This window comes from Pseudomonas sp. ICBG1301 (assembly GCF_016918385.1).
In the GTDB taxonomy this organism is placed as follows: Bacteria; Pseudomonadota; Gammaproteobacteria; order Pseudomonadales; family Pseudomonadaceae; genus Aquipseudomonas; species Aquipseudomonas palleroniana.
Genome location: NZ_JAEKGB010000008.1, coordinates 249,871 through 275,270 on the forward strand (window position 1 = coordinate 249,871; position 25,400 = coordinate 275,270).

At 61.5% G+C, this 25,400-nt stretch carries 31 protein-coding genes; 16 read left to right on the forward strand and 15 right to left on the reverse strand.

Going from position 1 to position 25,400, the window contains the following annotated elements; genetic code table 11:
• Positions 1-23: 23 nt before the first annotated feature.
• On the reverse strand, positions 24-722 hold the full coding sequence (locus JBE38_RS20540) for a PspA/IM30 family protein (RefSeq protein ID WP_205345006.1): 699 nt from the start codon (positions 720-722) through the stop codon (positions 24-26).
• Between the two features lie 17 nt (positions 723-739).
• Positions 740-1,321 carry a YjfI family protein gene (locus tag JBE38_RS20545; RefSeq protein ID WP_060755240.1) on the reverse strand — a complete coding sequence of 194 codons (582 nt, stop codon included), beginning with the start codon at positions 1,319-1,321 and terminating at the stop codon, positions 740-742.
• 328 nt (positions 1,322-1,649) lie between these two features.
• Between JBE38_RS20545 and ycaC the strand changes: the two genes are divergently transcribed.
• From ycaC to JBE38_RS20560, 3 genes are all read left to right on the forward strand, one after another.
• The gene (gene ycaC, locus JBE38_RS20550; RefSeq protein ID WP_205345007.1) at positions 1,650-2,282 is read left to right on the forward strand and encodes an isochorismate family cysteine hydrolase YcaC; all 633 of its coding nucleotides are present in this window, start codon (positions 1,650-1,652) and stop codon (positions 2,280-2,282) included.
• A 152-nt stretch (positions 2,283-2,434) separates the two neighbouring features.
• The gene (locus tag JBE38_RS20555; RefSeq protein ID WP_205345008.1) at positions 2,435-3,001 is read left to right on the forward strand and encodes a hypothetical protein; all 567 of its coding nucleotides are present in this window, start codon (positions 2,435-2,437) and stop codon (positions 2,999-3,001) included.
• A gap of 28 nt (positions 3,002-3,029) precedes the next feature.
• Complete coding sequence (locus tag JBE38_RS20560; RefSeq protein ID WP_205345009.1) at positions 3,030-3,464, forward strand: hypothetical protein; 435 nt, start codon at positions 3,030-3,032, stop codon at positions 3,462-3,464.
• A gap of 21 nt (positions 3,465-3,485) precedes the next feature.
• Here JBE38_RS20560 and JBE38_RS20565 read toward each other — a convergent pair whose 3' ends face one another.
• Complete coding sequence (locus JBE38_RS20565) at positions 3,486-4,517, reverse strand: PDDEXK nuclease domain-containing protein (RefSeq protein ID WP_205345010.1); 1,032 nt, start codon at positions 4,515-4,517, stop codon at positions 3,486-3,488.
• A 204-nt stretch (positions 4,518-4,721) separates the two neighbouring features.
• Here JBE38_RS20565 and JBE38_RS20570 point away from each other — a divergent pair, with 204 nt between their 5' ends.
• The 6 genes from JBE38_RS20570 (at position 4,722) to JBE38_RS20595 (ending at position 11,010) form a co-directional block, all read left to right on the forward strand.
• Positions 4,722-5,366 carry an NAD(P)H-dependent oxidoreductase gene (locus tag JBE38_RS20570; RefSeq protein ID WP_090365611.1) on the forward strand — a complete coding sequence of 215 codons (645 nt, stop codon included), beginning with the start codon at positions 4,722-4,724 and terminating at the stop codon, positions 5,364-5,366.
• Complete coding sequence (locus JBE38_RS20575) at positions 5,305-5,682, forward strand: MerR family transcriptional regulator (protein ID WP_198762245.1); 378 nt, start codon at positions 5,305-5,307, stop codon at positions 5,680-5,682. The genes JBE38_RS20570 and JBE38_RS20575 overlap by 62 nt, the downstream gene beginning before the upstream one ends.
• A gap of 158 nt (positions 5,683-5,840) precedes the next feature.
• A complete protein-coding gene (locus JBE38_RS20580) occupies positions 5,841-6,083 on the forward strand; it encodes an exodeoxyribonuclease VII small subunit (RefSeq protein WP_003194556.1) in 243 nt (80 codons plus the stop codon).
• Entirely contained in the window at positions 6,080-6,967 is an 888-nt protein-coding gene (ispA, locus tag JBE38_RS20585) for a (2E,6E)-farnesyl diphosphate synthase (protein WP_090365606.1), read from the forward strand. Before JBE38_RS20580 ends, ispA begins: the two co-directional genes overlap by 4 nt.
• A gap of 123 nt (positions 6,968-7,090) precedes the next feature.
• Positions 7,091-8,989 carry a 1-deoxy-D-xylulose-5-phosphate synthase gene (gene dxs / locus JBE38_RS20590; protein ID WP_060755247.1) on the forward strand — a complete coding sequence of 633 codons (1,899 nt, stop codon included), beginning with the start codon at positions 7,091-7,093 and terminating at the stop codon, positions 8,987-8,989.
• Between the two features lie 137 nt (positions 8,990-9,126).
• The gene (locus tag JBE38_RS20595) at positions 9,127-11,010 is read left to right on the forward strand and encodes a TonB-dependent receptor domain-containing protein (RefSeq protein WP_205345011.1); all 1,884 of its coding nucleotides are present in this window, start codon (positions 9,127-9,129) and stop codon (positions 11,008-11,010) included.
• On the opposite strand, the gene JBE38_RS20600 is transcribed toward JBE38_RS20595, so the two are convergent.
• The 11 genes from JBE38_RS20600 to nrdR all read right to left on the reverse strand — a co-directional run bounded on the left by JBE38_RS20600 (position 11,007) and on the right by nrdR (position 19,204).
• A complete protein-coding gene (locus JBE38_RS20600) occupies positions 11,007-11,801 on the reverse strand; it encodes a cobalamin-binding protein (RefSeq protein ID WP_205345012.1) in 795 nt (264 codons plus the stop codon). The genes JBE38_RS20595 and JBE38_RS20600 overlap by 4 nt on opposite strands.
• Positions 11,798-12,217, reverse strand: coding sequence for an MFS transporter (locus tag JBE38_RS20605; protein WP_126844872.1), 420 nt, complete (start codon positions 12,215-12,217; stop codon positions 11,798-11,800). The genes JBE38_RS20600 and JBE38_RS20605 overlap by 4 nt, the downstream gene beginning before the upstream one ends.
• Complete coding sequence (gene ribA, locus JBE38_RS20610; protein ID WP_060755251.1) at positions 12,214-12,831, reverse strand: GTP cyclohydrolase II; 618 nt, start codon at positions 12,829-12,831, stop codon at positions 12,214-12,216. The genes JBE38_RS20605 and ribA overlap by 4 nt, the downstream gene beginning before the upstream one ends.
• Before the next feature lie 130 nt (positions 12,832-12,961).
• Positions 12,962-13,687 (reverse strand): substrate-binding periplasmic protein, encoded by a 726-nt coding sequence (locus JBE38_RS20615; RefSeq protein WP_205345013.1) that lies wholly within the window; start codon positions 13,685-13,687, stop codon positions 12,962-12,964.
• A gap of 55 nt (positions 13,688-13,742) precedes the next feature.
• Positions 13,743-14,708 (reverse strand): thiamine-phosphate kinase, encoded by a 966-nt coding sequence (gene thiL, locus JBE38_RS20620; RefSeq protein ID WP_205345014.1) that lies wholly within the window; start codon positions 14,706-14,708, stop codon positions 13,743-13,745.
• An 18-nt stretch (positions 14,709-14,726) separates the two neighbouring features.
• The gene (nusB, locus tag JBE38_RS20625) at positions 14,727-15,227 is read right to left on the reverse strand and encodes a transcription antitermination factor NusB (RefSeq protein ID WP_060755254.1); all 501 of its coding nucleotides are present in this window, start codon (positions 15,225-15,227) and stop codon (positions 14,727-14,729) included.
• Entirely contained in the window at positions 15,224-15,700 is a 477-nt protein-coding gene (gene ribH, locus JBE38_RS20630; protein ID WP_003194576.1) for a 6,7-dimethyl-8-ribityllumazine synthase, read from the reverse strand. The genes nusB and ribH overlap by 4 nt, the downstream gene beginning before the upstream one ends.
• Positions 15,701-15,788: 88 nt before the next feature.
• On the reverse strand, positions 15,789-16,880 hold the full coding sequence (gene ribBA / locus JBE38_RS20635) for a bifunctional 3,4-dihydroxy-2-butanone-4-phosphate synthase/GTP cyclohydrolase II (RefSeq protein WP_060755255.1): 1,092 nt from the start codon (positions 16,878-16,880) through the stop codon (positions 15,789-15,791).
• A gap of 15 nt (positions 16,881-16,895) precedes the next feature.
• The gene (locus tag JBE38_RS20640) at positions 16,896-17,558 is read right to left on the reverse strand and encodes a riboflavin synthase (RefSeq protein WP_060755256.1); all 663 of its coding nucleotides are present in this window, start codon (positions 17,556-17,558) and stop codon (positions 16,896-16,898) included.
• A 45-nt stretch (positions 17,559-17,603) separates the two neighbouring features.
• A complete protein-coding gene (gene ribD, locus JBE38_RS20645) occupies positions 17,604-18,743 on the reverse strand; it encodes a bifunctional diaminohydroxyphosphoribosylaminopyrimidine deaminase/5-amino-6-(5-phosphoribosylamino)uracil reductase RibD (RefSeq protein ID WP_060755257.1) in 1,140 nt (379 codons plus the stop codon).
• Entirely contained in the window at positions 18,740-19,204 is a 465-nt protein-coding gene (gene nrdR, locus JBE38_RS20650; protein WP_029299433.1) for a transcriptional regulator NrdR, read from the reverse strand. Before nrdR ends, ribD begins: the two co-directional genes overlap by 4 nt.
• Before the next feature lie 139 nt (positions 19,205-19,343).
• Between nrdR and JBE38_RS20655 the strand changes: the two genes are divergently transcribed.
• The 4 genes from JBE38_RS20655 to trxA all read left to right on the forward strand — a co-directional run bounded on the left by JBE38_RS20655 (position 19,344) and on the right by trxA (position 22,335).
• Positions 19,344-19,799: a YbaY family lipoprotein gene (locus JBE38_RS20655; protein WP_060755258.1), complete on the forward strand. Its 456-nt coding sequence runs from the start codon at positions 19,344-19,346 to the stop codon at positions 19,797-19,799.
• Positions 19,796-20,449 carry a class I SAM-dependent methyltransferase gene (locus JBE38_RS20660; protein ID WP_205345015.1) on the forward strand — a complete coding sequence of 218 codons (654 nt, stop codon included), beginning with the start codon at positions 19,796-19,798 and terminating at the stop codon, positions 20,447-20,449. The genes JBE38_RS20655 and JBE38_RS20660 overlap by 4 nt, the downstream gene beginning before the upstream one ends.
• A gap of 628 nt (positions 20,450-21,077) precedes the next feature.
• Positions 21,078-21,308: an Abi family protein gene (locus JBE38_RS20665; RefSeq protein ID WP_235863162.1), complete on the forward strand. Its 231-nt coding sequence runs from the start codon at positions 21,078-21,080 to the stop codon at positions 21,306-21,308.
• 154 nt (positions 21,309-21,462) lie between these two features.
• On the forward strand, positions 21,463-22,335 hold the full coding sequence (trxA, locus tag JBE38_RS20670) for a thioredoxin (RefSeq protein ID WP_198762254.1): 873 nt from the start codon (positions 21,463-21,465) through the stop codon (positions 22,333-22,335).
• Here trxA and JBE38_RS20675 read toward each other — a convergent pair.
• Complete coding sequence (locus JBE38_RS20675) at positions 22,332-22,673, reverse strand: hypothetical protein (RefSeq protein WP_205345016.1); 342 nt, start codon at positions 22,671-22,673, stop codon at positions 22,332-22,334. The genes trxA and JBE38_RS20675 overlap by 4 nt on opposite strands.
• A gap of 130 nt (positions 22,674-22,803) precedes the next feature.
• On the opposite strand from JBE38_RS20675, the gene JBE38_RS20680 reads away from it, so the two are divergent.
• The 3 genes from JBE38_RS20680 to JBE38_RS20690 are packed head-to-tail and all read left to right on the forward strand — an operon-like array spanning position 22,804 to position 25,397.
• The gene (locus JBE38_RS20680; RefSeq protein ID WP_205345017.1) at positions 22,804-23,415 is read left to right on the forward strand and encodes a DUF2796 domain-containing protein; all 612 of its coding nucleotides are present in this window, start codon (positions 22,804-22,806) and stop codon (positions 23,413-23,415) included.
• Between the two features lie 4 nt (positions 23,416-23,419).
• A complete protein-coding gene (locus tag JBE38_RS20685) occupies positions 23,420-24,130 on the forward strand; it encodes an ABC transporter ATP-binding protein (RefSeq protein ID WP_060755265.1) in 711 nt (236 codons plus the stop codon).
• Between the two features lies 1 nt (position 24,131).
• Positions 24,132-25,397, forward strand: a complete 1,266-nt coding sequence (locus tag JBE38_RS20690; RefSeq protein ID WP_205345018.1) for an ABC transporter permease — start codon at positions 24,132-24,134, stop codon at positions 25,395-25,397.
• Positions 25,398-25,400: the final 3 nt, after the last annotated feature.

Genomic DNA, 25,400 nt, shown 5'->3' on the forward strand with positions numbered 1-25,400 from the left:
CGCCCTTCTTGTTGCGGCTGTATTTACTCGGCCGACTTTTGCTTCAGACGCTCCAGAATCGCATTGGCACTGCCTTCGTTCGGCGTGATGCCAGCTTCGCGAAGCTTGCGCTCGAGGTCGGTACCGGTCGATGCATCGGCCAGTTCGTCCTGGGCTTGCAGCTCAGCGGCGCGTTGCTGCTGCTTGGCCTGCAGACGATTGAGCGTACCGACGGCGGTTTCCAGCTTGCCGTTGGCACCGCCGCTGGCGATGGAAGCGCTGACCTGAGCCTTCTGCACGCTTTCACGCGCCTTGGCCATATCCACTTGCTGGCGCAGGCTTTTGATCCGGCCTTCGGCCTTGGTGATGTCCTTGCGCATGCCGTCGGCATAGCCACCGAACTCGGCCGCCTGCTTTTGCTCGACGTCGCGGTCGTTGGTCAGGGTCGAAATGGCTTCGGCCACTTCAAGGGCCAGGTCTTCACGATTGGCCTGGATCGCGGCCATCGCCTTGGCCTCCAGGTCAGAGATCTTGGCGTTGTACTCATTGACGCGATCAGTCGCCAGTTTGTGCTTGGCCATGATGCTGACCAGTTCACGCTTGGCGTTGGCCAGGGCGCTGTCGGCATCGCGGATTTCCTGGTCGAGGATACGCAAGGCTTGCTGGTCGACGATCGATTCGCCGACTTCGTTGGCACCGCCACGCAGCGCGGTGAACAGTTTGCTCCAGATGGATTGAGTCATTGGATACTCCCGAATACTTAATTGAAGAAACGTTCAAAGGCTTCGCTGGCGCGCTGCACGTTGTCGACGAGGGTTTTCACCTCGGTCACGATGTTGGTCAGGCTGGAGTCGGAGCTCAACGCGCCGAACATGTTGTAGACGACCTGCCCGTTAGGCATGGACTCGATACCGATGGAAGACAGCGGGAACATTTCCCGGCTGCGCAGCACCGCGTCATTGAACCGGGGTACATCGTTGATGGATTCGACGTCGACCAGCACGGTATCCACGATGATCTGCTCGCCCACCACCGCGATGTAAATCGGCAAGCCACCGAAGTCGTTCATTTCCAGCTTGATACTGGACTCGGAGCCTTGAAGCAGAGAAAGCGTGATGTCCTTGTTGACCACCTCGTCCAGGGCCTGAAGCGCGCTGAAGAGGCGATCGATGTTCCAGTTAGTACCTGCGCTCATATAAGTCTCCGACAAGAATGAGCCAGCTAGAATCGGCTGGCGAAGCTGTTTCTCCATTTGCTTGAGCAGGCTTCGATTTTCGGGAAGCACCCAAGTCTCGTGTTTCACATAACCGGCGGCCGCCAGGCCCGCGCGCATCTGCTTCATGTAGAAGCTCGATGGTTTTTTCGCGGACGGTTTCAAGCGCTCTCCCTGAAGGCTTGCTGAATCGGTCTCGGGCCCTGCTGACGGGCTCGATGGAGAGCTGCTGTTCATACCACTGACCTCGCTCTGAAAAACTCACGCGTGAGAAAATCTACAGGTAATGCTTGCCGGGCTCAATAGCTCACGCGTGAGATTTTTAGCCATCCATGATTGTCCCTTTTGAGTTGACGGTATGACTTGTTTCAGCCGATTTATCGCCCAGCACTCCCCCAGTAATCTGTGCCCATGTTGAACGCAACGCCAAACCCACTTAAACAAAAAGGATTCAACCATGAGCACTCTAACCTACAACCGCCTCAACAAAGACGACGCCATCGTTCTGCTGGTTGACCACCAGACCGGCCTGATCTCTCTGGTGCAGGACTTCTCCCCCAACGAATTCAAGAACAACGTGCTCGCCCTGGCCGACCTGGCCAAGTTCTTCAACCTGCCGACCATCCTGACCACCAGCTTCGAGCAAGGCCCTAACGGCCCACTGGTGCCGGAGCTGAAGGAAATGTTCCCGGACGCGCCGTACATCGCTCGCCCTGGTCAGATCAATGCGTGGGACAACGAAGATTTCGTCAAGGCGATCAAGGCCACCGGCCGCAAGCAGATCATCATTGCCGGTGTGGTGACGGATGTGTGCGTAGCGTTCCCGACGTTGTCGGCATTGGCCGAAGGGTTTGAGGTGTTTGTGGTCACCGATGCGTCCGGTACGTTCAACACCACGGTGCAGCAAGCGGCGTGGAGCCGGATGACCCAAGCCGGGGCGCAGTTGATGAACTGGTTCTCGGTGGCGTGTGAGCTGCACCGCGACTGGCGCAACGACATTGAAGGGCTAGGGAACCTGTTGTCCCAGCGCATCCCTAACTATCGCAACTTGATGAATAGTTATTCGGCGCTGACGGCGCGCAAAGACTGAGTCCACTGCTGCACCCACTAAGCCTGCCTTGAACAGCAGGCTTTTTTAGTTGCTAACTAGCCATTCGCCATTAGCACACCCGCCCTAATTGTGACTGGGTAGGCTCATCACTAAAGTCATTTCCTTGTTTCGGGCCTCAAGGAAGGACGCTGTTGAAGACATTAACCAAGGTCGGTCGTTACTTTGCACTGCCGGTAGCATTACTGGCCTGCCCCCCTTTGGCATTCGCCGCCGAGCAAACACCGGTGGGCGACTGGTCAATCATCTACGGCAGCGGCCGGGCGCATCAAAATGTGATGTATGTGGCCGACCGCACTTCGGTGGTTGCATCGAACCATACCAAGGGCGCCCAGTTGGTCGCGGTGACCTTGGTGTATGAGGCACCGGGCAAGCCCATGATCGATGCCTACAACCTCGAGGTGCAGTGCTCGACGCGAAAGCTGCGCTTTCTCAACGGGCAATCGGTCGCGCCATTTTCCTACACCCTCACACACTTGAAAGTCTCGAATACCTGGCAGACGCCGAAGGAGTTCTGGCTCGATCGCACCCTCGCTTTTGTCTGTGAGCCGGGCAAAAGCAAGGACACCATCGCGATGGGCAAGATGACCCATTTGCAGATGATCCAGACCACCAAGGCGATGCTCGAGCAATTGGGGCCAACCCAGGAAAAGAGCCAGATGATCGACGACCTCGACGACATGCTGGGCAATAAACACTGAACCGAGCTACCGACAAAAAGGACTCATGATGCCTACATGGACAAGGCGGTTACTCGCGGGGCTCTTGTTACCCACCACGCTGTTTATCAATGGGTGCCACCTGATCGCACAATCGCGCTGGGAAGGCCGCGACGTCCAGGAAGCGCTGAATTTATTCGGCAAACCCGACTCAATGACGAAGCAAAACGCAGCCAATGGCGAAACCCAGGTGGTGATGACCTGGCACAAATCCGCGTCCTGGACCACCACGGAAGCCGCAGGCACTTCAATGAACCACACCGGCAACGGGATGGTTTATACGGAGTATTACCAGACCGTGGGGCACAGTTCGGATTGCAAACTTGAGGCGACGGTGAACAAGGCCAAGAAGATCGTGCTGTTCCGGATTGAAGATGGCCGCATCCTCCATGGCAAGTGCCTCAATGTGCCGTTCGTGCCGGGGTATATCCCGCCGGGGTTCTGAGGCCACTAGCCGTCCAGCGACTCAGCCCGCCAGTTCCCGTTCGATCTGCTCGATACTCGGCAGATTGGTTTGCAACTCTGCGGGCAACGACTCAACCAACTGGTATTGCGCCACGCCAATCGGTCGATTGTTGTCGCGCAGCGCATATTCGGCGACGACTTCGTCCTTGCTCTTGCACAACAGCAGGCCGATGGTGGGTCCGTCTTGTGGATGCTTAAGCTGGGCATCGACAGCCGCGAGATAAAAGCTCAACTTCCCCAAGTGCTCGGGTTTGAACTTGCCCGCTTTCAGTTCTATCACCACGTAGCAGCGCAGCTTCAAGTGATAGAACAACAGGTCGACGAAGAACTCATCGCCGCCGACGTCCAGCAATACCTGCTGGCCAACGAAGGCGAAACCCGCACCGAGCTCCAACAAGAAATCGGTGACGTGCTTGATCAAGGCGTTTTCGATATCACGCTCCTGCGCGTCCAGGCCCAGGCTGAGGAAATCGAAACGATAGGGATCTTTTAGCGATTCCCGCGCCAGGTCGGATTGCGGTTTGGGCAGGTGATATTCGAAGTTGCTGACAGCCTTGCCACTGCGCTCCAGCAATCGGTTTTCGATCTGCATGACCAGGGTATTACGCGACCAGTTGTGCTCGATTGCCTGGGCGATATACCAGCGCCGGGTTTCGGGGCTGGGGAGTTTGTCCAGTAGCGCAAGTTGGTGATACCAAGGCAATTGTGCAAGCACCTCTTGCACAAATTCCGAGTCTGGCCACGCCTCGGCAAAAGCGCGCATGTACTTGAGATTTCGCGGCGAGAACCCCTTCATGCGGGGAAAAGCCGTGCGCAAATCCTGGGCCAGGTGATCAATGACTTTGCTCCCCCACCCCTGCTCGGCCTGGCGGGTCAAGATGTCGTGGCCAATCTGCCAATAGAGCAACACCAGCTCCCGATTGACCGCCAATGTGGCGCGCTGTTGCGCCGCGTGAATACGCCCTTTCAGGTCCGTCAGCCAGTCGCTGTAGCCCGCTGGAGGCGTAGTCAAGCCGATACAGGTTTCGCTCATGCCGTTTCACTCGTTGAGTTTTGAGGCAGGCTAGTCAGGGGTATTGGCTGTCACAAGGGGCCAAGGGCGGTTCAGGAACAGCCTTCCGAGGATTACCGAAACGTCCTGCTGGCAATGACAAATCGGCGCATTGCGGACCCCACGCTTGACTCTCCCCTATACGGCAACCCTTACCCTGAAACACCTTGTTCAGGACCCCACCTCATGCCGCCGCGCACTCTGGTTATTCTCGGCCACCCCTCTAACGCCAGCTTCTGTTCGGCCCTGGCCGACGCCTACATCCATGCCGCAAAAGCCGCCGGCCATGAAGTACGCGTGTTGCGCCTGGGGGAGCTGGCTTTCGACCCCGTCCTGCACCACGGCTACAGCCAGGCCCAACCACTGGAGCTCGACCTGCTCAGCGCGCAATGCGACATCCTTTGGGCCAACCATCTGACGTTTGTTTTCCCGGTCTGGTGGGGCGGCATCCCCGCCTTGATGAAGGGCTTCATCGATCGCGTGTTCCTGTCCGGCTTCGCCTTCAAATACCGAGCCGGCAAGGCGTTCCCTGACAAGCTGCTGCAGGGCCGGACCGCACACTTGTTGGTGACCCTGGACACACCACCCTGGTATTACCGCTGGTTCTATCGCATGCCGGGCATCCATCAGATGCGCAAGACCACACTGGCGTTTTGCGGCATCAAGCCGGTCAAGACGTTGCAGTTCGGGCCGGTGCTGGGCTCTACTGCGGCGCAGCGAGACAAGTGGCTGAAACAGGCCGGCGCTTTAATAGGAAAAGGGAGCTTTCATGTACATCGGCAAAGCCGCGCAGTTGTCAGGCACGACCATCAAGGCGATCCGTCACTATGAGGCGATTGGGCTGCTGCCAGAACCGCAGCGCCAAGGCCAATACCGGGTCTATTCGGAGCAGAGCGTTGAGTTGCTGATGTTTATCAAGTGCGCGCAACAGCTGGGGTTCAAACTCAAGGAGTTGCAGGAAATCCTCCAGGGCCATCAGGGTGACGCATTGCCTTGGGAACGGGCGGAACAGGCCATCGCCAGCAAGAAACACGAACTGTCTGTGCAGATCGTGGCCCTGCAAAAGATGCAGGCAGGATTGCTTGAGTTCGAAAGCCAATTAAAAGATGCACAAAGACAGTGCTCAACATTGGCAAAGACCGCGTGATAGCCAGTGAGCCGAATAAAGTGGCTAATCGGCTCATTCAGTGAGCCGAATAAGCCGATCATTCGGCTCACTGAATGAGCATCCGCCCCCACTCATTTGCCCCAATCCCCCATGTCTGCTAGTGTCGCGCCGGTTTACCGTCTACCGGAATAGCCGCCATGGCCCGCAAAAAAGTTGCACTCGATTTCGAACAATCCCTCGCCGACCTGCAAGCCCTGGTCGAGCGTCTGGAGAACGGCGAGTTGTCGCTGGAAGACTCGTTGACGGCGTTTGAGCAAGGCATCGGCCTGACTCGCGACTGCCAGAGCGCGTTGGCGCAGGCGGAGCAGAAGGTGCAAGTGCTGCTGGAACGTGACGGGGAGCTGGCCGAGGAACCTTTCGATGCGGAACAGCCGGAATGATCGACGCGTATCAGGCCAGTAGCCAAGCCCGGGTCAACGCGGCGCTGGAACCCTTGTTTGTGGCGCCCAGCCCGGAAATGAACCGCCTGTATGCCGCCATGCGCTACAGCGTGATGAATGGCGGCAAGCGCGTGCGCCCATTGCTGGCGTATGCCGCCTGTGAAGCCCTGGGTGCGCCGGCCGAGGAGGCCAATGGCGCGGCGTGTGCGGTGGAACTGATTCACGCCTACTCCCTGGTGCATGACGATTTGCCGGCCATGGACGACGACGATCTGCGTCGCGGCCAGCCGACGACTCACAAAGCCTTTGATGAGGCCTATGCGATTCTGGCCGGTGATGGCCTGCAGAGCCTGGCGTTCAGCGCCTTGCTGGACCCGCGCTTGAGCAGCGTGAATGCCGAGATCCGGCTGCGCATGGTGACCACACTCGCCCACGCCGCCGGCCCGGCCGGCATGGTCGGCGGGCAAGCCATCGACATGGGCTCCGTCAGCCTCAAGCTGGACCAGCACGCCCTGGAACACATGCATCGCCACAAGACCGGCGCGCTGATCGAAGCCGCCGTGCACCTGGGCGCCCTGGCCAGTGGCCGCGCGCAAGCTGCGCAATTGGCAGCCCTGCAGACCTACTCCCGGGCCATCGGCCTGGCGTTCCAGGTGCAGGACGACATTCTGGATGTGGAAAGTGACACCGCCACCCTGGGCAAACGCCAAGGTGCCGATATCGCGCGGGACAAACCGACTTATCCGTCCCTGCTCGGCCTTGAAGCCGCCAAGGTCTATGCCCTGGAACTGCGCGACCAGGCCCTGGAGGCCCTGCGACCTTTCGACGCGGCCGCCGAGCCGCTGCGCGACCTGGCGCGGTATATCGTCGAACGCCGCCACTGAGCCGCCACTGAGCAAGTGCGGCCATTCGCGCCGCCTAATCAGCCAAGTTCGGCGCTTCGCGTGGGCAGTTTGCGATGCTTGAGGTAAACTGCCGCCTCTTTTATACCTATAACGATTCGCCTGATGCCCACGACGTTTCAAGAGATTCCCCGCAAGCGCCCGTCCACGCCCCTGCTCGACCGTGCTGCCACGCCGGACGGCCTGCGTCGACTGGGTGAAGCCGAGCTGGAAACCCTGGCCGATGAGTTGCGCCTGGAATTGCTCTACACGGTCGGCCAGACCGGTGGGCATTTCGGTGCCGGGCTGGGCGTTATCGAGCTGACCATCGCCCTGCATTACGTGTTCGACACTCCGGACGACCGGCTGGTGTGGGACGTGGGCCACCAGGCGTACCCGCATAAAATCCTGACCGGTCGTCGCGAGCGCATGAGCACGCTGCGCCAGAAGGACGGCGTGGCCGCCTTCCCGCGTCGCTCCGAGAGCGAGTACGACACCTTTGGCGTCGGCCACTCCAGCACCTCCATCAGTGCAGCGCTGGGCATGGCGATTGCCGCCCGCCTGCAAGGCAGCGAGCGCAAGGCGATTGCGGTGATTGGTGACGGCGCATTGACCGCCGGCATGGCCTTCGAGGCGCTGAACCATGCGCCGGAAGTGGACGCCAATATGCTGGTGATCCTCAACGACAACGACATGTCGATCTCGCGCAATGTCGGTGGCCTGTCCAACTACCTGGCCAAAATCCTCTCCAGCCGCACTTATGCGAGCATGCGTGAAGGCAGCAAGAAAGTGCTCTCGCGTCTGCCGGGCGCGTGGGAAATTGCCCGGCGCACCGAAGAGTACGCCAAGGGCATGCTGGTGCCTGGCACCCTGTTCGAAGAGCTGGGCTGGAATTACATCGGCCCCATCGACGGCCACGACCTGCCGACCCTGATCGCCACACTGCGCAATATGCGCGACCTCAAGGGCCCGCAGTTCCTGCATATCGTCACCAAGAAGGGCAAAGGCTTCGCGCCGGCGGAAGTCGACCCGATCGGTTACCACGCGATCACCAAGCTGGAGCCACTGGACGCCCCCGCCGCTGCGCCGAAAAAGGCCAGCGGGCCGAAGTATTCCGGGGTATTTGGCGAATGGCTGTGCGACATGGCCGCCGCCGACCCGCGCCTGGTGGGCATTACCCCGGCCATGAAGGAAGGCTCCGACCTGGTGGCGTTCAGCGAGCGTTTCCCGCTGCGTTACTTCGACGTGGCGATTGCCGAGCAGCACGCGGTCACCTTCGCCGCCGGCATGGCCTGTGAAGGCGCCAAGCCCGTGGTGGCGATCTACTCGACGTTCCTGCAGCGCGGTTACGACCAACTCGTCCACGATGTGGCCGTGCAGAATCTCGACGTCTTGTTCGCCATCGACCGCGCCGGCCTGGTGGGCGAAGACGGCCCGACCCACGCCGGCAGTTTCGATCTGTCGTACCTGCGTTGCATCCCCGGCATGCTGGTGATGACGCCAAGCGACGAGAACGAACTGCGCAAAATGCTCAGCACCGGCCACCTGTACAACGGCCCGGCTGCAGTGCGTTACCCACGCGGCACGGGCCCGAATGCGGTGATCGAGAAGGACCTGGAACCGATCGAGATCGGCAAGGGCATCGTGCGCCGCCAAGGCCGCCAGACGGCATTCCTGGTGTTTGGCGTGCAATTGGCCGAAGCCTTGAAAGTGGCCGAAAAGATCGACGCCACCGTGGTCGACATGCGTTTCGTCAAGCCGCTGGATGAAGCACTCGTGCGCGAGATCGCCGGTAGCCATGAGCTGCTGGTGACCCTCGAAGAGAACGCCATCATGGGCGGTGCGGGCGCGGCGGTCAGCGAGTTCCTGGCGCGGGAGAATGTGCTCAAGTCGGTACTGCACCTGGGCTTGCCGGATGTGTACGTCGAACATGCCAAGCCGGCGCAGATGCTGGCTGAATGCGGGCTGGATGAAGCCGGTATCGAGGCGGCGGTGCGTGAGCGCATGACGCTGCTGGGCCTGTAACAAGCATCAAACTGTGGGAGGGGGCTTGCTCCCGATTGCCGTGTGTCAGTCTCGATATCTATGACTGATGCACCGCTATCGGGAGCAAGCCCCCTCCCACATTTGATGGGTGTTCACTTCAAAACTACGGAAAGACCATGAAACGCCTGTGCCTCGCCCTGCTGCTTCTGCCTTCCTGCGAACTGCTCGCCGACACCCGCGACGACGCCCTGAAACTCCCCGACGTGGTCATCAGCGCCAACCGCCAGGTCCAGGCACGTAGTGACAGCAGCACCGCCAACACGGTCTTCACCCGCGACGATATCGACCGCTTGCAGCCCAGCAGCGTGAGCGACTTGCTGAGCCGCGTGCCGGGCGTGCAGGTAGCACAGAGTGGTGGCCGCGGCAGCGCGACCAACGTTTACATTCGGGGGACCTCCACTGCCCAGAGCCTGGTACTGGTGGATGGCCAACGCATCAGCAGTTCCACCACCGGCACCAGCAACCTGCAATACCTCAATATCGAGCAGATCGAGCGCGTCGAGGTGCTGCGCGGCTCACGCTCGGCGATCTACGGCAGTGATGCCATTGGCGGGGTGATTCAGATCTTCACTCGGCGCAATACGACGTCCGGTCTGCAACCGCGCCTTCACCTGGGCTTCGGCAGCCGCCAGACGTGGGAACGTAGCTTGGGATTGTCCGGGGGCGACTCGCAGACCCGCTTCAACCTCGGCGCCAGCCTGGATGACACCGCCGGGATCAACCGCACCTACACCTCCTACCCCAGCGATGGCGATCATGATGCCTATCGCAACCAGGCCCTCAGTTTCAGCCTGAGCCACGCCTTCAGCGACCAGGTCGACGCCGGCATCAACGTGTTGGATAACCGTGGCAAAAGCGAGTACGACAACCCGTTTGGTCGCTATGACTCGACCACCTTCCAGAGTTTCCAACAGAAACCCTACACCGACTTCAGCGTCAGTAACGTCAGCAGCTTTATCGATGCGCGGATCAACGACACCTGGAAGTCCCGCGTCGAACTGGGCCACAGCGAAAACCGCGAAGAGTCGCTGGATAAACTCAGCGATGAACGCAGTGTGTTCAACACCTACCGCAATTCGCTGAACTGGCAGAACGACCTGACCCTCAATGATCAGAACAGCCTGATCCTGGGCGCCGATGGCTACGAAGATCGGGTCAACAGCAGCACCGCGCTCGCCGAAGACAGCCGTTGGAACCGTGCGGTGTTTATCCAGCATCGCTTTGCAGCGCGGTACTTTTCCACCGAGCTGGGCCTGCGTCGCGACCAGAACCAGCAGTTCGGCGGCCACAACAGCTGGAGCGGCAGCTTGACCCTGCCCGTCAACCCGGACAACGACCTGCTGTTCAGTTATAGCGAGGGGTTTCGCGCCCCGACGTTCAATGACCTGTACTACCCGGACGAATACGGCTTTAAAAACAGCAACCCGAACCTGCGCCCCGAAACCTCGAAAAGTTACGAAGTGCAGTGGCGCAGCCAACTCAGCGACACCGCCCGCCTGGAAGCTTCGCTGTACCGCACCGATATCCAGGACGCGATCGTGTTCGGCAGCGACGGCCCGCAAAACGTCAGTTCGGCACGCATCAATGGCTTCGAAGCCACACTCAGGCAGGATCTGTTCGGCTGGCAAGGCAGCCTGGGCCTGGCCATGATTGACCCACGCGACCGCGATACCGGGCGCACCTTGGCACGTCGCGCCCGGCGTACCCTGAGCCTGGACCTGGATCGGCAATTCGAGCGTTTCGGCGTAGGCGCCAGCTGGCAAGCCGTCAGCAGCAGCTACGACGACCCGAAGAACCAACACCCGTTGGGCGGCTATGGACTGCTCGGGTTACGCGCCAGTTGGGCCATGAGCCGCGAAATCGCGCTGAACATGAAGCTCGATAACCTGCTGGATAAACGCTACAGCCGGGCGTTGTATCAGTATCAAGGCCAGCAATATGGCTACCGCGAAGAAGGTAGGACGCTGATGTTTGGCATCACCTGGACTCCGGAACTCTAACGGGCAAGCACCTCACACAAGCGCGCCACCGCCTCCAGCATCTGCCCGCTGGGCCGCTCAAGGCCCTTGTCCGGCACCACTAGCAACCGCCCCTGCGCCACTGCGGCGACTTGAGGCCATGCTTTCCATGCTTCCAACTGAAGTTGATCGCCGACCAGGATCACCTCGGGATTGCGCTGCAACACCGACTCGATGCTGACTTGCGGCGCGGGCAGCTTGAGGTCATCGAACACATTGCGCGCACCGCACACACTCAACGCATCGCTGATGATCTGCCCGCCACCGACGGTATACAGCGGCTGGTTCCACACCTGATAAAACACCCGCAGCGGCTCGGCCCGTTGGTAGCTCTGGCGCAGGTCGGCCAAGCGCTTATGCAACTGCCCCGCCAACTGCCGACCCGCCTCGGCCCGCCCCAACTGCTCGGCGATGGCTTGGATTTGGCCGGTCAGTTGCTCAAGGCTGTGGGGTTCGGCGACATACACGGGGATATCCAGGCGTTGCAGTTGCTCACGCTGGGCCGGGCCGATGCTGCCGGGCCACAGCAGGATAAGGTCCGGCTTGAGGCTGAGCAGGCGCTCCATATCCAGTTGGCCGTAATGCCCGACCGAGGGCACCTTGGCCAATGCAGCAGGACGTTCGCCGCCGTCGAACACGCCCACCAGCAGGTCGGCCGCCCCCAGCTCCACGACGATTTCAGAGAGAGATGGCGCCAGGCTGACCACCCGTTCAACGGCCAGCCCCGGCACACTGAATGCCAGCAGCAGCACCGCCAGCCAATGACGCCTCATCCCAGCTGACGCGGGATGCGATAAAGGTAGAACAACACCAGGGTCGACAGTGCCAGCAAACACAACGGCACGGCTTCCAGGCCCACGAATACCGCCAGCGTACCGATCCAGGCCGGCAGGGCAGCCACCATCAACGCCGTGCGTCGACGCGCCGCGAGGGTAATCCAGGCGGCCGGTTCATCGGGGGTGTCGAGGGCTTTAGAGGTGGCGATCAGCGCGTGTTTATAGCCGTTGAAGTAGCGCAGGCTCAGAAACATCGAGGCCACGCCGGCGATAAAAAACGGCATGGCCAGCACCGATAGCATGGGTTCGGCCTGGCTGAACAGCAGGTTGATCGAGAACAAGGGCAGCAACGCCAGGGCCAGGTACTGCCACCAATTGAAGGACAGCCGCCGCTTTACCTGGCCACGGGTCACGCGCGGTCGACCTCGCCCTGATGTTCGTTGCCCATCATATGGTCGAGTTTGCTGGCCTTGGTCGCCAGGTAGAGCTTGTTGTGCGGGTTGTGCCCCGTGTGCAGCGGCACACGCTCGGCCACGGTGATGCCCATCTCGGTCAAGGCTTTGACCTTGCGCGGGTTGTTGGTCATCAAGCGCAGGGATTTCACACCCAGATGCTCCAGCATCGGCAGGCAGATGGCGTAGTCACGCTGGTCGGCGGCAAAGCCCAGGCGCTCGTTGGCTTCCACCGTATCGGCGCCGCCGTCCTGCAGCTCATAGGCGCGGATCTTGTTCATCAGGCCAATACCACGGCCTTCCTGACGCAGGTACAACAACACGCCACGGCCTTCACGGGCGATGGCGCGCAAAGCGGCTTCCAATTGCGAACCGCAGTCACAACGCTGGCTGAACAGTGCGTCACCGGTCAGGCACTCAGAATGCACACGGCCCAGCACCGGCGCGCCGTCGGCGATGTCACCCAGGCTGAGCACAACGTGCTCGCGGCCGGTGGCCTCTTCAAGGAAGCCGTTCATGGTGAAGGTGGCAAAAGGGGTAGGCAGCTTGGAGGCGGCGACGAAAACGACGGGCACTGTGTGCTCCTGATTTCTAGATTTCACAGAGGCGGTCATTGTAACAGCAGGTTCCTACAGACGCTTAAGCTGAATTATCGCTGATAAAGATCAATCGGTTCGATTGGCCTTCGTCCTGGTTCTATGCAGGTCAGAACGGATAGGGCTGTTTCCAGCACGCAAAAATCGGCTTCAGCTCACCACTTTTGACCAGGACAGCGATGCGCTGGTCATACACCGCCATCAAGGCACGCCCCCGCTCGTTATCGGCAAAGCCTATAAACACCGGCAGATCGGCGATATGGGTGAGCTTGAATTGGGTGGGATCGTCCGCCTGGGCAAGGACATACTGGGTTTCGGGGAGCGCATCGATGTAAAAATCGGCGCGGCCGTGTTGCAGCATCGGCAGAATGCCGCTGCGCCGCTCAATCGGGTGGAAGCGCTTCACATTGGGCAGGTACGCCTCATATTTATAGCCACGCACCCAGGCCAGACGATAGTTGCCCAGCGTGGCGATACTCGGTGTCGGCGCGGCGGCCAGCCCGAGGGCGTAGATGTGATCCGAGTCAAAGTGCCAGTGGGGGTACAGCACGCCATCGGCTTCGTTGCGGTACGACCCCACCCAGCCATCCACTTCGCCGCGCTGGGCCAGGCCAACGGAGCGCGTATAAGGCACGCTGCGGTGTTGCAAGGTGATGCCTGCCGGCTCGAAGATCTGACGTAACACGTCCCAGGCCAGCCCCGTACCATCCGCGTTGGTGTAGTCGTTCCATTCCTCGCTGGCCAGCATGATCTTGCCTGGGGGCGAAGCTTCATCCGCCTGCACCAGCGGGGCGACGGCACACAACGCAATCAGCAGCCAGTGACGCATAGGCATGGTGACGGTCTCCAACACAGTGTGGACCGTATAAAGGGTAGCGCAGCTCGCCGGTTCATGGCGTTTCGCAAAAATGCTGATAGCCCCGCACGGCCGGGGTGATGTCCTGCCCGTTTACATCGAGCAGCTTCACGCCCTGCCCCGCCTCGACCCGACCGATCACATGGATCGGCCAGCCGTCGGCCTGCAGCGGCGCCAACTGGGCCGGTGGCAAGGTAAATACCAGCACATAGTCGTCGCCGCCACTCAAGGCGGCCACACGCGCCTCGTCATCGCCGACAAACGCCAGCAAGGCCGTGGACAGTGGCAGTTTCTGACGTTCGACCAACAGGCCGACAGATGACGCCTTGGCAATATGCCCGCAATCGGCCAGCAGCCCGTCGGAGATATCCATCGCAGACGTGGCCTTGCCCCGTAACGCCAGCCCCAAGGCCAGCTGCGGTTGCGGCGACCAGTAATGCGCCAGCAACGGATCGGCGATGGCCGCCTGTGCACTGCGTTGGCCCAGCACCAGCGGCAAGGCACCGGCAGCGTTGCCCAACTCACCGCCCACACACAGCAGGTCACCCGGCCGTGCGCCGCTGCGCGTCAACGCCTGCCCAGCCGGGACACGCCCCAATACCGTGAGGGTCAGGCTCAACGGCCCACGTGTAGTGTCGCCACCCACCAGGCTCACACCGCAGCGTTGGGCCATGGCGTTCAAACCCTGGGCATAGCGTTGCAGCCAATCGGCATCGACCGTCGGCGTCGTCAGGGCAAGGGTAAACGCAAGAGGGTTGGCGCCCATGCCAGCCAGGTCGCTCACCGCCACAGCCAACGAGCGCTGGCCGAGCAGGAACGGATCGCAAGGGTCGGCAAAATGCACGCCGGCCACCAACGTATCCGTGGAGATTGCCAACTGCTCCCCAGGCGGGAGCGCCAGCAAGGCGCAGTCGTCGCCGATCCCCAAGGCAATGCCTTCGCCGCCTTGCGCACAGGGCGCGGCGGCGAAGTAGTTGCGGATCAGCTCGAACTCACCCATCAGGGACTCAAGCGCAGATCAGCGCTTGTGTTCCTTCACTTCGGCTTCACGCAGGCGCGGGGCCAGCTTGTCGAGCACGCCGTTGACGAACTTGTGGCCGTCGGTCGAACCGTAGACTTTCGCCAGCTCGATGCCTTCGTTGATCACCACGCGGTACGGTACGTCGACGCGATAGAGCAGTTCCCAGGCCGACAAGCGCATCACGCACAGTTCAACCGGGTCCAGCTCTTCGATGGTCAGGTCCAGGCACGGTGCCAGGGCCGCATCGATCTCGGTCAGGTGGGCATGCACACCGTGCAGGATGTCGTGGAAGTACGGCAGGTCGGCAAAGGTAAAATCGTTGTCGACGCGAAACTGCGCTTCGATTTCGTTCAACGAAGCACCCGCCAGGTGGCGCTGGTACAGCGCCTGGGTCGCCAGCTGACGAGCAGCACGACGCTTCTCGTTCTTCGATGGCTTGCCGGCATCCGCTGGGCGTGGGTCGCGTGGGTTGAAACGATCGCTCTCGTCGGAAATCACTTGGCCTCCAACTGCGACAGCAGGCTGACCATTTCCAGGGCGGACAGGGCAGCTTCGGCGCCTTTGTTACCGGCCTTGGTGCCGGAGCGCTCGATGGCTTGCTCGATGGAGTCAACGGTCAGCACGCCGAAGGCAACCGGTACGCCGAATTCCATGGACACCTGGGCCAGGCCCTTGGTGCATTCGCCAGCCACGTATTCGAAATGCGGAGTACCGCCACGAATGACCGCGCCCAGGGCGATGATCGCCGCGTATTCGCCCTGCTGTGCGACTTTTTGCGCAACCAGCGGAATTTCGAAGGCGCCAGGGGCACGGATGAGGGTGATGTCGCTTTCGCTCACACCGTGGCGAACCAGGGCGTCCACGGCACCGCTTACCAGGCTTTCAACCACGAAGCTGTTGAAGCGGCCAACCACCAGGGCATAGCGGCCTTTGGGGGCGATGAAGGTACCTTCGATGGTCTTCAGGGTCATTCGACAAATCTCTTAAAGAGCCGGGACGCGAAAAAGGCGCCCCTTAGTGATGATTTAACCGCGAACAAGGGGCAAAAATCGCCGGCCTTTATTCGGAGGGCACGTATTCTACAACTTCCAGGTCGAAACCGGATATCGCATTAAATTTCATCGGTGCACTCATCAGGCGCATTTTGCGCACACCGAGGTCACGCAGGATCTGCGAACCGGCACCGACGATGCTGTAGGTGGTCGGTTTTTTCACCGGCGCGTGGTCGGCGGTTTCGCGGATATGCGCCAGCAGCACATCACCATCGAGCGGGTGACCGAGCAGCAGCACCACACCGCTGCCGGCCTCGGAAACCGCAGCCATGGCGGCCCGCAGGCTCCAGCGCCCCGGTTGCTTGACCATCAGCAGGTCACGCAGCGGGTCCATGTTGTGCACCCGCACCAGGGTCGGTTCTTCGGCGCAGATGTTGCCCAGGGTCAGGGCCATGTGCACGTCGCCTTCCACTGAATCACGGTAGGTCACCAAATTGAATTGGCCCAGTTCGCTGTCCAGAGGCTGCTCGGCAATCCGCTGAACGGTACGTTCGTGGATCATGCGGTAGTGAATCAGGTCGGCAATGGTGCCGATCTTGAGGTTGTGTTCAGCGGCAAAAGCTTCCAGCTCAGGACGACGGGCCATGGTGCCGTCGTCGTTCATCACCTCGCAGATCACCCCGCTCGGCTCAAAACCGGCCATGCGCGCCAGGTCGCAGGCCGCCTCGGTGTGGCCGGCACGTGCCAGGGTGCCGCCCGGCTGGGCCATCAACGGGAAAATGTGACCCGGGCTGACGATGTCTTCCGCCTTGGCATCTTTGGCGGCGGCGGCTTGCACGGTGCGTGCGCGGTCAGCGGCGGAGATACCGGTGGTGACGCCGGTGGTCGCCTCAATGGAAACCGTGAACTTGGTGCCGAAACCCGAGCCGTTGCGCGGCGCCATCAACGGCAGCTTGAGCAACTCGCAGCGCTCGCGGCTCATGGGCATGCAGATCAGCCCGCGGGCGTGCTTGGCCATGAAGTTGATGTGCTCAGGCTGGCAGGCCTCGGCGGCCATGATGATGTCGCCTTCGTTTTCACGGTCTTCGTCATCCATCAGGATGACCATCTTGCCTTGGCGGATGTCTTCAACCAGTTCTTCGATGCTATTGAGCGCCACGCGGCACCCCCTTGGTCAGGATTTCAGGTAGCCGTTAGCGGCCAGAAAACTTTCAGTGATGTTACTACCGGTTGGCTCTGCGGCCTTTTCGCCCAACAGCAGGCGCTCCAGGTAACGGGCCAGCAAGTCCACTTCCAGGTTCACCCGGCGACCCGGCTGGTACGAGGCCATGATCGTTTCGCTGAGCGTGTGGGGAATGATGGTCAATTCAAACTCGGCGCCATTGACCGCGTTAACGGTCAGGCTGGTGCCATCGACGGTGATCGAGCCTTTGTGGGCGATGTACTTGGCCAACTCTTTGGGAGCCCGGATGCGAAATTCCACGGCACGTGCGTTTTCGCTGCGCGCCACCACTTCGCCGACGCCGTCGACATGGCCGCTGACCAGGTGACCGCCCAGGCGGGTGGTGGGGGTCAGGGCTTTTTCCAGGTTGACCGGGCTGCCCGCCTTGAGGTCATTCATCGCCGTGCAGTCCAGGGTTTCCCGGCTGACGTCGGCGGCAAAGCCGTTGCCCGGCAATTCGATGACGGTCAGGCATACGCCGTTGACGGCGATGCTGTCGCCCAGCTTGACGTCGCCGAGGTCGAGCTTGCCGGTTTCAACCAGCAGGCGTACATCGCCGCCTTTTGGGGTCATGGCGCGGATGCTGCCGATGGATTCGATAATGCCGGTGAACATGGCCTTCTCCAGGAAAACAGGGCTGCGCCGGGCGCAGGCCGGAAATTATACGCTCGCTACTGGCAAAGGAATGGCAGTGACTCGCCAGTCGTCGCCCACAGCGCGCATTTCAGTGATCTTGAGTTGGGGGGCATCCGCCAGTTTCTCAAGCGGCCAGTCCAACAAAGGCCGAGCGGCGGAGCCAAGGAACTTGCCGGCGACGAAAATCACGTACTCGTCCACCAGCCCCTGCTGGGCGAAGGCGCCTGCGAGGCTCGGACCGGCCTCCACCAGCACCTCGTTGACGCCACGCGCGGCCAGGGCAACCAGGGCCGAACGCAGGTCGACCTGGCCATCAACCCCCGGCACCACCAGGCATTCAGGGCCCCGCGGGAACTGATTCTCCGGAGTGACGCAGGTGATGACCAGGGCCGGGCCGGCCTTGAAGAACGGCGCGTTAAGCGGCACGCGCAGGCGGCCGTCGATCAGCACGCGCAAGGGCGGACGCGACATGGCCAAGGCGGTGGTCGCCTCATCCAGGCCCAGTTCGGCAGCACGCACGGTCAGGCGGGCGCCGTCGGCTAACACGGTGTCGGCGCCGGTCAGCACCACACTGGCTTCGGCACGCAGGCGTTGCACGGCGGCGCGGGCAGCCGGGCCGGTGATCCATTGGCTTTCGCCGCTGGCCATGGCGGTGCGGCCGTCCAGGCTCATTGCCAGCTTGACCCGCACAAACGGCAGGCCGTGCTCCATGCGTTTGAGGAAGCCCGGGTTCAGTGCACGCGCCTGTGCTTCCAGCACACCGCTCTGCACCTCGATACCGGCCTGAGCCAGGCGCTGCATGCCACGCCCGGCCACTTCCGGGTTCGGGTCCTGCATCCCGGCGACGACACGCGCCACACCGGCACTCACCAATGCATCCGCACACGGCGGGGTACGCCCATGATGGCTGCAGGGTTCAAGGGTCACGTACACCGTGGCGCCACGCGCCTTGTCGCCGGCGGCGCGCAGGGCGTTGGGCTCGGCGTGGGGTTCGCCGGTGCGCTCATGCCAGCCTTCGCCGACCACCTGCCCATCGCGCACGATCACGCAGCCTACACGCGGGTTGGGGTGGGTGGTGTACAGGCCCTTGCGCGCCAGTTCCAGGGCGCGGGCCATGTAATGAGCGTCGAGGACAGCCTGCTCGGCAGTGGAAGACGGGTTCATTCTTTGACCGGCTCACGGGCCAGGCGGTCGATCTCTTCGCGGAACTCATTGAGGTCCTGGAAGCGTCGATACACCGAGGCGAAACGGATATAGGCGACTTCGTCGAGCTTTTGCAGCTCGCCCATCACCAGTTCTCCAACCACCAGGCTCTTGACCTCGCGCTCGCCGGTGGCGCGCAGCTTGTGCTTGATGTGCACCAGCGCCGCCTCCAGCCGCTCGACACTCACCGGGCGTTTTTCCAGGGCGCGCTGCATACCGGCGCGCAGTTTGTCTTCGTCGAAAGGCTGGCGGCTGCCGTCGGACTTGATCAGACGCGGCAATACCAGTTCGGCGGTTTCGAAGGTGGTGAAACGTTCACCGCAGGCCAGGCATTCGCGCCGGCGACGCACTTGATCGCCCTCGGCGACCAGACGCGAATCAATGACCTTGGTGTCGTTGGCACCGCAGAAGGGACAGTGCATGGTGGCAGGCAACAAAAAAAGGGAGGGCCATGGTAGCGCATCCCCGTGGCAAGACAAGCCATAGCCTTTACGGTATATAGGCGGGCTATTATGTTTCTTGATTTTCAAACCACGGATTTTGTCACTTCTGGAGCCGTACATGCAGTTACGACCACTGGTTTTACTCGGCCTGTTCAGTTTTCTGGTCGCCTGCAGCAGCGAAGCCCCCAAGCCGACCGCGCCTCAACCGACACCAGCCCAAGAGAAAAAAGTCCCGGGTATTGAAGACCTTGGCCCCTTGCCGGCGTATCAGCGGGAAATCAGCGGCATCCTCAACGGCGTGCCGGCCAATGCCGAAGTCGAATTGGCACTGCTGGTGATCGATGAGCGCAACCGCCCGCAACAATTGCTCGCCAGCAGCGTGTTGTCCGCCAACGGCAAGCCCCTGGCCTTCCGCCTGCGCTTCAACCCCGAGGCGTTCCCGGCCGGTGCGCGGGTTGAATTACGCGGCCGCGCCAGCCAGTCCGGTCAATTGATCCTGCACCTGCCTGCCGTGCGTATCACCCAGGCGATTACCCAGACCACCGGTCCCTTGCAACTCGTCAAGGCACCATGACGCCACCGCTGCCTCTGCAGCGCGCCCTCAGCGAGCTGATCGGCGACGCCCAACTGGTGCCCTGCCCGCTGCCGGGCACCGAGTTGTCATTGTGGCTGCTGGATGCGGACAACATGGACCGCGAATTCAGCCAGGAAGAAACCCGGCGTATCCTGCATGAGCCGCCCTACTGGAGTTTCTGCTGGGCCAGCGGCCTGGCACTGGCGCGATATCTGGCGGCCAACCCCGAGTGGGTTGCCGACAAACGCGTACTGGACTTCGGCGCCGGCTCCGGCGTGGCCGGGATTGCCGCCGTCAAGGCGGGCGCACGCGAAGTGGTGGCCTGTGACCTTGACCCACTGGCGCTGGCCGCCTGCCGGGCCAATGCCGAACTCAACGGTGTGACGCTGGGTTATTCGGCAGACTTCTTCGCCGAAGCCGACCGCTTCGACCTGATCCTGGTGGCCGACGTGCTCTACGACCGGGCCAACCTGCCGCTGCTGGATCAATTCCTCACCCGTGGCCGCGAAGCGCTGGTGGCCGACTCGCGGGTCAGGGACTTCCAGCACCCGGATTACCGGCGGTTGCAGATCCTTGAGGCACTGACACTGCCCGACCTGGCCGAGCCTTGGGAGTTTCGCAAGGTGAGCCTGTACCATTCGCGGCGTTAAACCCGAACGTTACAAATTTCTGGCAATACGTTCGCTGAGACATAAAAGGAATGGCTGTGGAAAATGCCCTCCTTTTGCACGCACTTGGACAATTAATCAGCATGCATTTCCAGACCCCGTCGCCTATCGCCGGTCGTATGAAGGGCTTGCAAAACGCCGGGCAGCTGCCTAGCCTTCGCAGTAATACACCCGCCATGCCTCTGGTTGCGTCAGTAACCAAGCACAAATTGTGCGGTTTTTTTATGCTCGGTATTTTTTGAGCATGAGGACATTCAACAAGCCTGCCATAGACGTTCCTGCTCAATTGGAACTGCTCAAGCAGCGCGGTTTGCACATTCAAAATGAGGCCCGCGCCGAGTAATGCCAGTCAGTTAAGAGAACCTGCCGCAACCAAACTCTGTAGTGAGCGGGCTTGCCCCGCGCTGGGTGGCGCAGCCGCCCCAACAAAGACGCCGCCGTACTTCAGAAGGACCGAAGTGCCTGGGTTTGGGGCGGCTTCGCCACCCAGCGCGGGGCAAGCCCGCTCACTACAGATCATGTGTTCTACAGCCCACCCTTTAACTGACTGGCATCAGCCCGCGCCAAGTCCTTTTTACAGGCCGTCAGTTTCTTTCGATTAAGCCCTTACATGCGGCCTTTCCAAAAGCCGGAAGGTCTCGACCATCGGTTCCGTGAGGGCAGCCAGTTCCGCCAGTTAACCCAACTGTACGATTTTGACCGGCGCCTTCGATTACTAACGATGGATGCCATCGAAAGAGTTGAGATTGCATCCCGCGCCGTTATCAGCAACCCATGGGACCTACCTACGGTAGCCACTGGTATATGGCTGGGACCAACGCTTATATCACCTGATCAGTGAGTTTCCCGCCGTTAACCTTAAGTCGATGGGTTTTCCCCGAGATTGGTATGAAGACGCCTTTTGGCACGCCGCTCGCGAGTGAACGCCAAGCCGCTTCCGGTAGCCCGCGCCAGCCCTTATAGTTGCCCCATTCCCGCTTTATTCGAGACGCCCCATGAGTGAGCCCACGCCGTACATCTTCGATGCCACCACTGCCACCTTTGATCAGGCAGTCATCGAAAACTCGTTCCACAAGCCTGTGTTGGTGGATTTCTGGGCCGAGTGGTGTGCCCCGTGCAAGGCGTTGATGCCGCTGTTGGCGCAGATTGCCGAGAGTTATCAGGGCGAGTTGCTGTTGGCCAAGGTCGACTGCGAGGCCGAGCAGGATATCGTTGCGCGTTTTGGCATTCGCAGCCTGCCGACGGTGGTGTTGTTCAAGGATGGCCAGCCGGTGGACGGGTTTGCCGGAGCGCAGCCGGAGTCGGCGGTGCGGGCGATGCTGGAGCCACATGTGCAGATGCCGCCACCGGCCGCGGCCGATCCGCTGGAACAGGCTCAGGCGCTGTTTGCCGAAGGGCGTATCAGCGAGGCCGAAGCGGTGCTGGTCGCACTGCTGGGCGAGGACAACACCCACGCCGCTGCGCTGATCCTGTACGCACGCTGCCTGGCCGAACGCGGTGAATTGGGCGAAGCCCAGGCGGTGCTGGATGCCGTGAAGAGCGACGATCACAAAGCCGCACTCGCCGGGGCGAAGGCACAGATCACCTTCCTGCGCCAGGCGGCCGATCTGCCGGACGCCGCCGAGCTGAAAAGCCGCCTGGCACAAAACCCGCAGGATGATGAAGCGGCCTATCAGCTGGCGATTCAACAACTGGCGCGCCAGCAGTACGACGCGGCGCTGGAAGGCCTGCTGAAGCTGTTTATCCGCAATCGCAGCTACAGCGAAGGCTTGCCGCACAAGACCCTGCTACAGGTGTTCGAATTGCTCGGCAACGACCACCCGCTGGTCACGGTATACCGCCGCAAGTTGTTCGCCGCGCTGTATTAAGCCTCGACCCAACGGTACAGCGGCGTGTCCCCGCCGCTGGCGACTTTGACATTGGCACTGTGTCGCAAGCGCACCAACAGGCGCTTGCCGGACGCGGCATCGCCGGCCAGCCCTTCCAGTTGATCGAGCAATTCCAGCCCGCTGAGTTGCCCGGCCTGGCGCAACAAGTCCTGGGCCTTCTGCCATAGATCATCGGTCTGCTTGACTGGCGCAGCAGTCGGCGCGAGGGGCGCCGGGGCGGCCTGCAACTGCGCGCCCAGCCGGGCCCAGTCGGCGTCGTCCAGCTCCAGGGTCAAATCCACCGGCAGATCGCCAACGGTCCCACGAATTCGCAACATCGTCCTTCCTCCTGCATTTTTCTGACAGGCATGCTCCCACGCGGCTTGCGCAACGCCAAGCGGGCGGTCAAACTCTGCACACATTGTTATAAGATCACATAACAAAACTTTCATGTTCTGGAGCCTTCTCATGCGCCGTCTGCTGCTCGCTTTGCCGTTTGCCCTGCTGCCATTGGCTGTCGCCCACGCTCATGATGATCACGAACATGAACATGGCAGCCTCGGCGCCCATGAGCACGGGGTCGGCCGCCTTAACGCCGTGCTCGACGGCCAGGCGCTGGAAGTGGAGTTCGACAGCCCGGCCATGAACCTTGTGGGTTTCGAACACCAGGCCAGCACCGCCGCCGACAAGGCCAAGGTCGCCGCCGCACGCAAACAGCTGGAAAACCCGCTGGCGCTGTTCAACCTGCCCAAGGCCGCCGGCTGCGTGATCAGCACCCAGGAACTCAACAGCCCGCTGTTCGGCGACAAGCCGCAAGCCGAGCATGACGACGACGATGACGATGACGACCATGCCACCGACGGCAAAGGCGCCGCCGCCCACGAGCATCATCACGATCACAGCGAGATCCACGCCCACTATCAATTCACCTGCGCCACGCCGACGGCATTGAGCAACCTTGACCTGACGCAAGTGTTCAAGACCTTCCCCGCGACCCAGAAAATCCAGGTACAACTGATCGGTCCGAGCGGCCAGCAAGGTGTTGAAGCGACGGCCGCCGCAGCCACCCTGAAGTTCTGAACACATGACCCAAGCATTGATCGAACTGTCTGACCTGGGCTTCAACTGGCCGGGTCACCCCCAGTTGCTGGACATTCCCGCGTTCCGCCTGGAAGCGGGTGAAACCCTGTTCCTCAAAGGCCCGAGCGGCAGCGGCAAAACCACCCTGCTCGGGTTGCTGGGCGGCGTGCAGAAACCCAGCCGCGGCAGCATCCGCCTGCTCGGCCAGGAACTCACCGAACTGTCGGCGGGTGCCCGCGACCGTTTCCGCGTCGACCACACCGGCTATATCTTCCAGCAGTTCAACCTGCTGCCGTTTCTGTCGGTACGCGAGAACGTCGAACTGCCCTGCCACTTCTCCAGGCTGCGCGCGCAACGGGCGGTTCAGCGTCACGGCAGTGTCGATCAGGCGGCTGCCACCTTGCTCGCGCATCTGGGGCTCAACGCTCCAGACCTGCTGGAGCGCCGTGCCGACTCGCTGTCCATCGGCCAGCAGCAACGGGTGGCCGCCGCCCGTGCGCTGATCGGCCAGCCGGAACTGGTGATCGCCGACGAGCCCACCTCAGCCCTGGATCATGACGCCCGCGAAGCGTTCATCCAGTTGCTGTTCGCCGAATGCCGCGAAGCGGGCGCCAGTCTGTTGTTTGTCAGCCACGACCAGAGCCTGGCACCGCTGTTCGACCGCAACCTGTCGCTGGCCGAACTCAATCGCGCCGCCACGCCCGCAGAGGTTTGAGATGTATCTGTTCCGTCTAGCCATGGCCAGCCTGGCTAACCGCCGCTTTACCGCGATCCTCACCGCCTTCGCCATCGCGCTTTCAGTGTGCTTGTTGCTCGCCGTGGAGCGGGTACGCACCGAAGCGCGCAACAGCTTCGCCAGCACCATCAGCGGCACCGATTTGATCGTCGGCGCCCGCTCAGGCTCGGTCAACCTGTTGCTGTATTCGGTGTTCCGCATCGGCAACGCGACCAACAACATCCGCTGGGACAGCTTCGAGCACTTCGCCGCCAGCCCGCAAGTGAAGTGGGCGATCCCGATTTCCCTCGGTGACTCCCATCGCGGTTACCGCGTGATGGGCACCAACCAGTCCTATTTCGAGCATTACCAGTACGGCCGCAAACAGAACCTCGAACTGGCCAGCGGCCGCGCTTTCGCCACCGACCCGTTCGAAGTGGTACTGGGCGCCGAAGTGGCCGACGCGCTGCATTACAAACTCGGTGACAAGCTGGTACTGGCCCACGGCGTGGCGGTCGTCAGCCTGGTGAAACACGATGACAAGCCGTTCACCGTGGTCGGCATTCTCAAGCGCACCGGCACTCCGGTAGACCGCACGCTGCACATCAGCCTCGGCGGCATGGAAGCGATCCATATCGACTGGCACAACGGCGTACCGGCGCAGGGCAAAGGCCGCATCAGTGCCGATCAGGCGCGCAATATGGACCTCACCCCACAAGCCATCACGGCGTTCATGCTCGGGCTGAACAACAAGATTTCCACCTTCGCCCTGCAACGGGAAATCAATGATTTCCGTGGCGAGCCCATGCTGGCGATCTTGCCGGGCGTGGCCTTGCAAGAGCTGTGGAGCATGATGGGCACCGCCGAAAAGGCGCTGTTCGTGATCTCGTTGTTTGTGGTGCTGACCGGTTTGATCGGCATGCTCACGGCGATCCTCACCAGCCTCAACGAACGACGCCGCGAAATGGCGATATTGCGCTCGGTGGGCGCGCGGCCTTGGCATATCGCCACGCTGCTGATCTTCGAAGCCTTCGCCCTGGCGTTGTCCGGCGTGGTAGCGGGCTTGGGTTTGCTGTACCTGTGCATCGCCGCATCGCGCGGGTACTTGCAGGCCAATTACGGGCTGGACTTGCCGATGTCGTGGCCGAGCGAATATGAATGGACATTGCTCGCCGGTATCCTATGCGCAGCGTTGTTGATGGGCAGCGTGCCCGCGTGGCGCGCCTATCGGCAATCCCTGGCCGATGGCCTGTCGATCCGTTTATGAGGA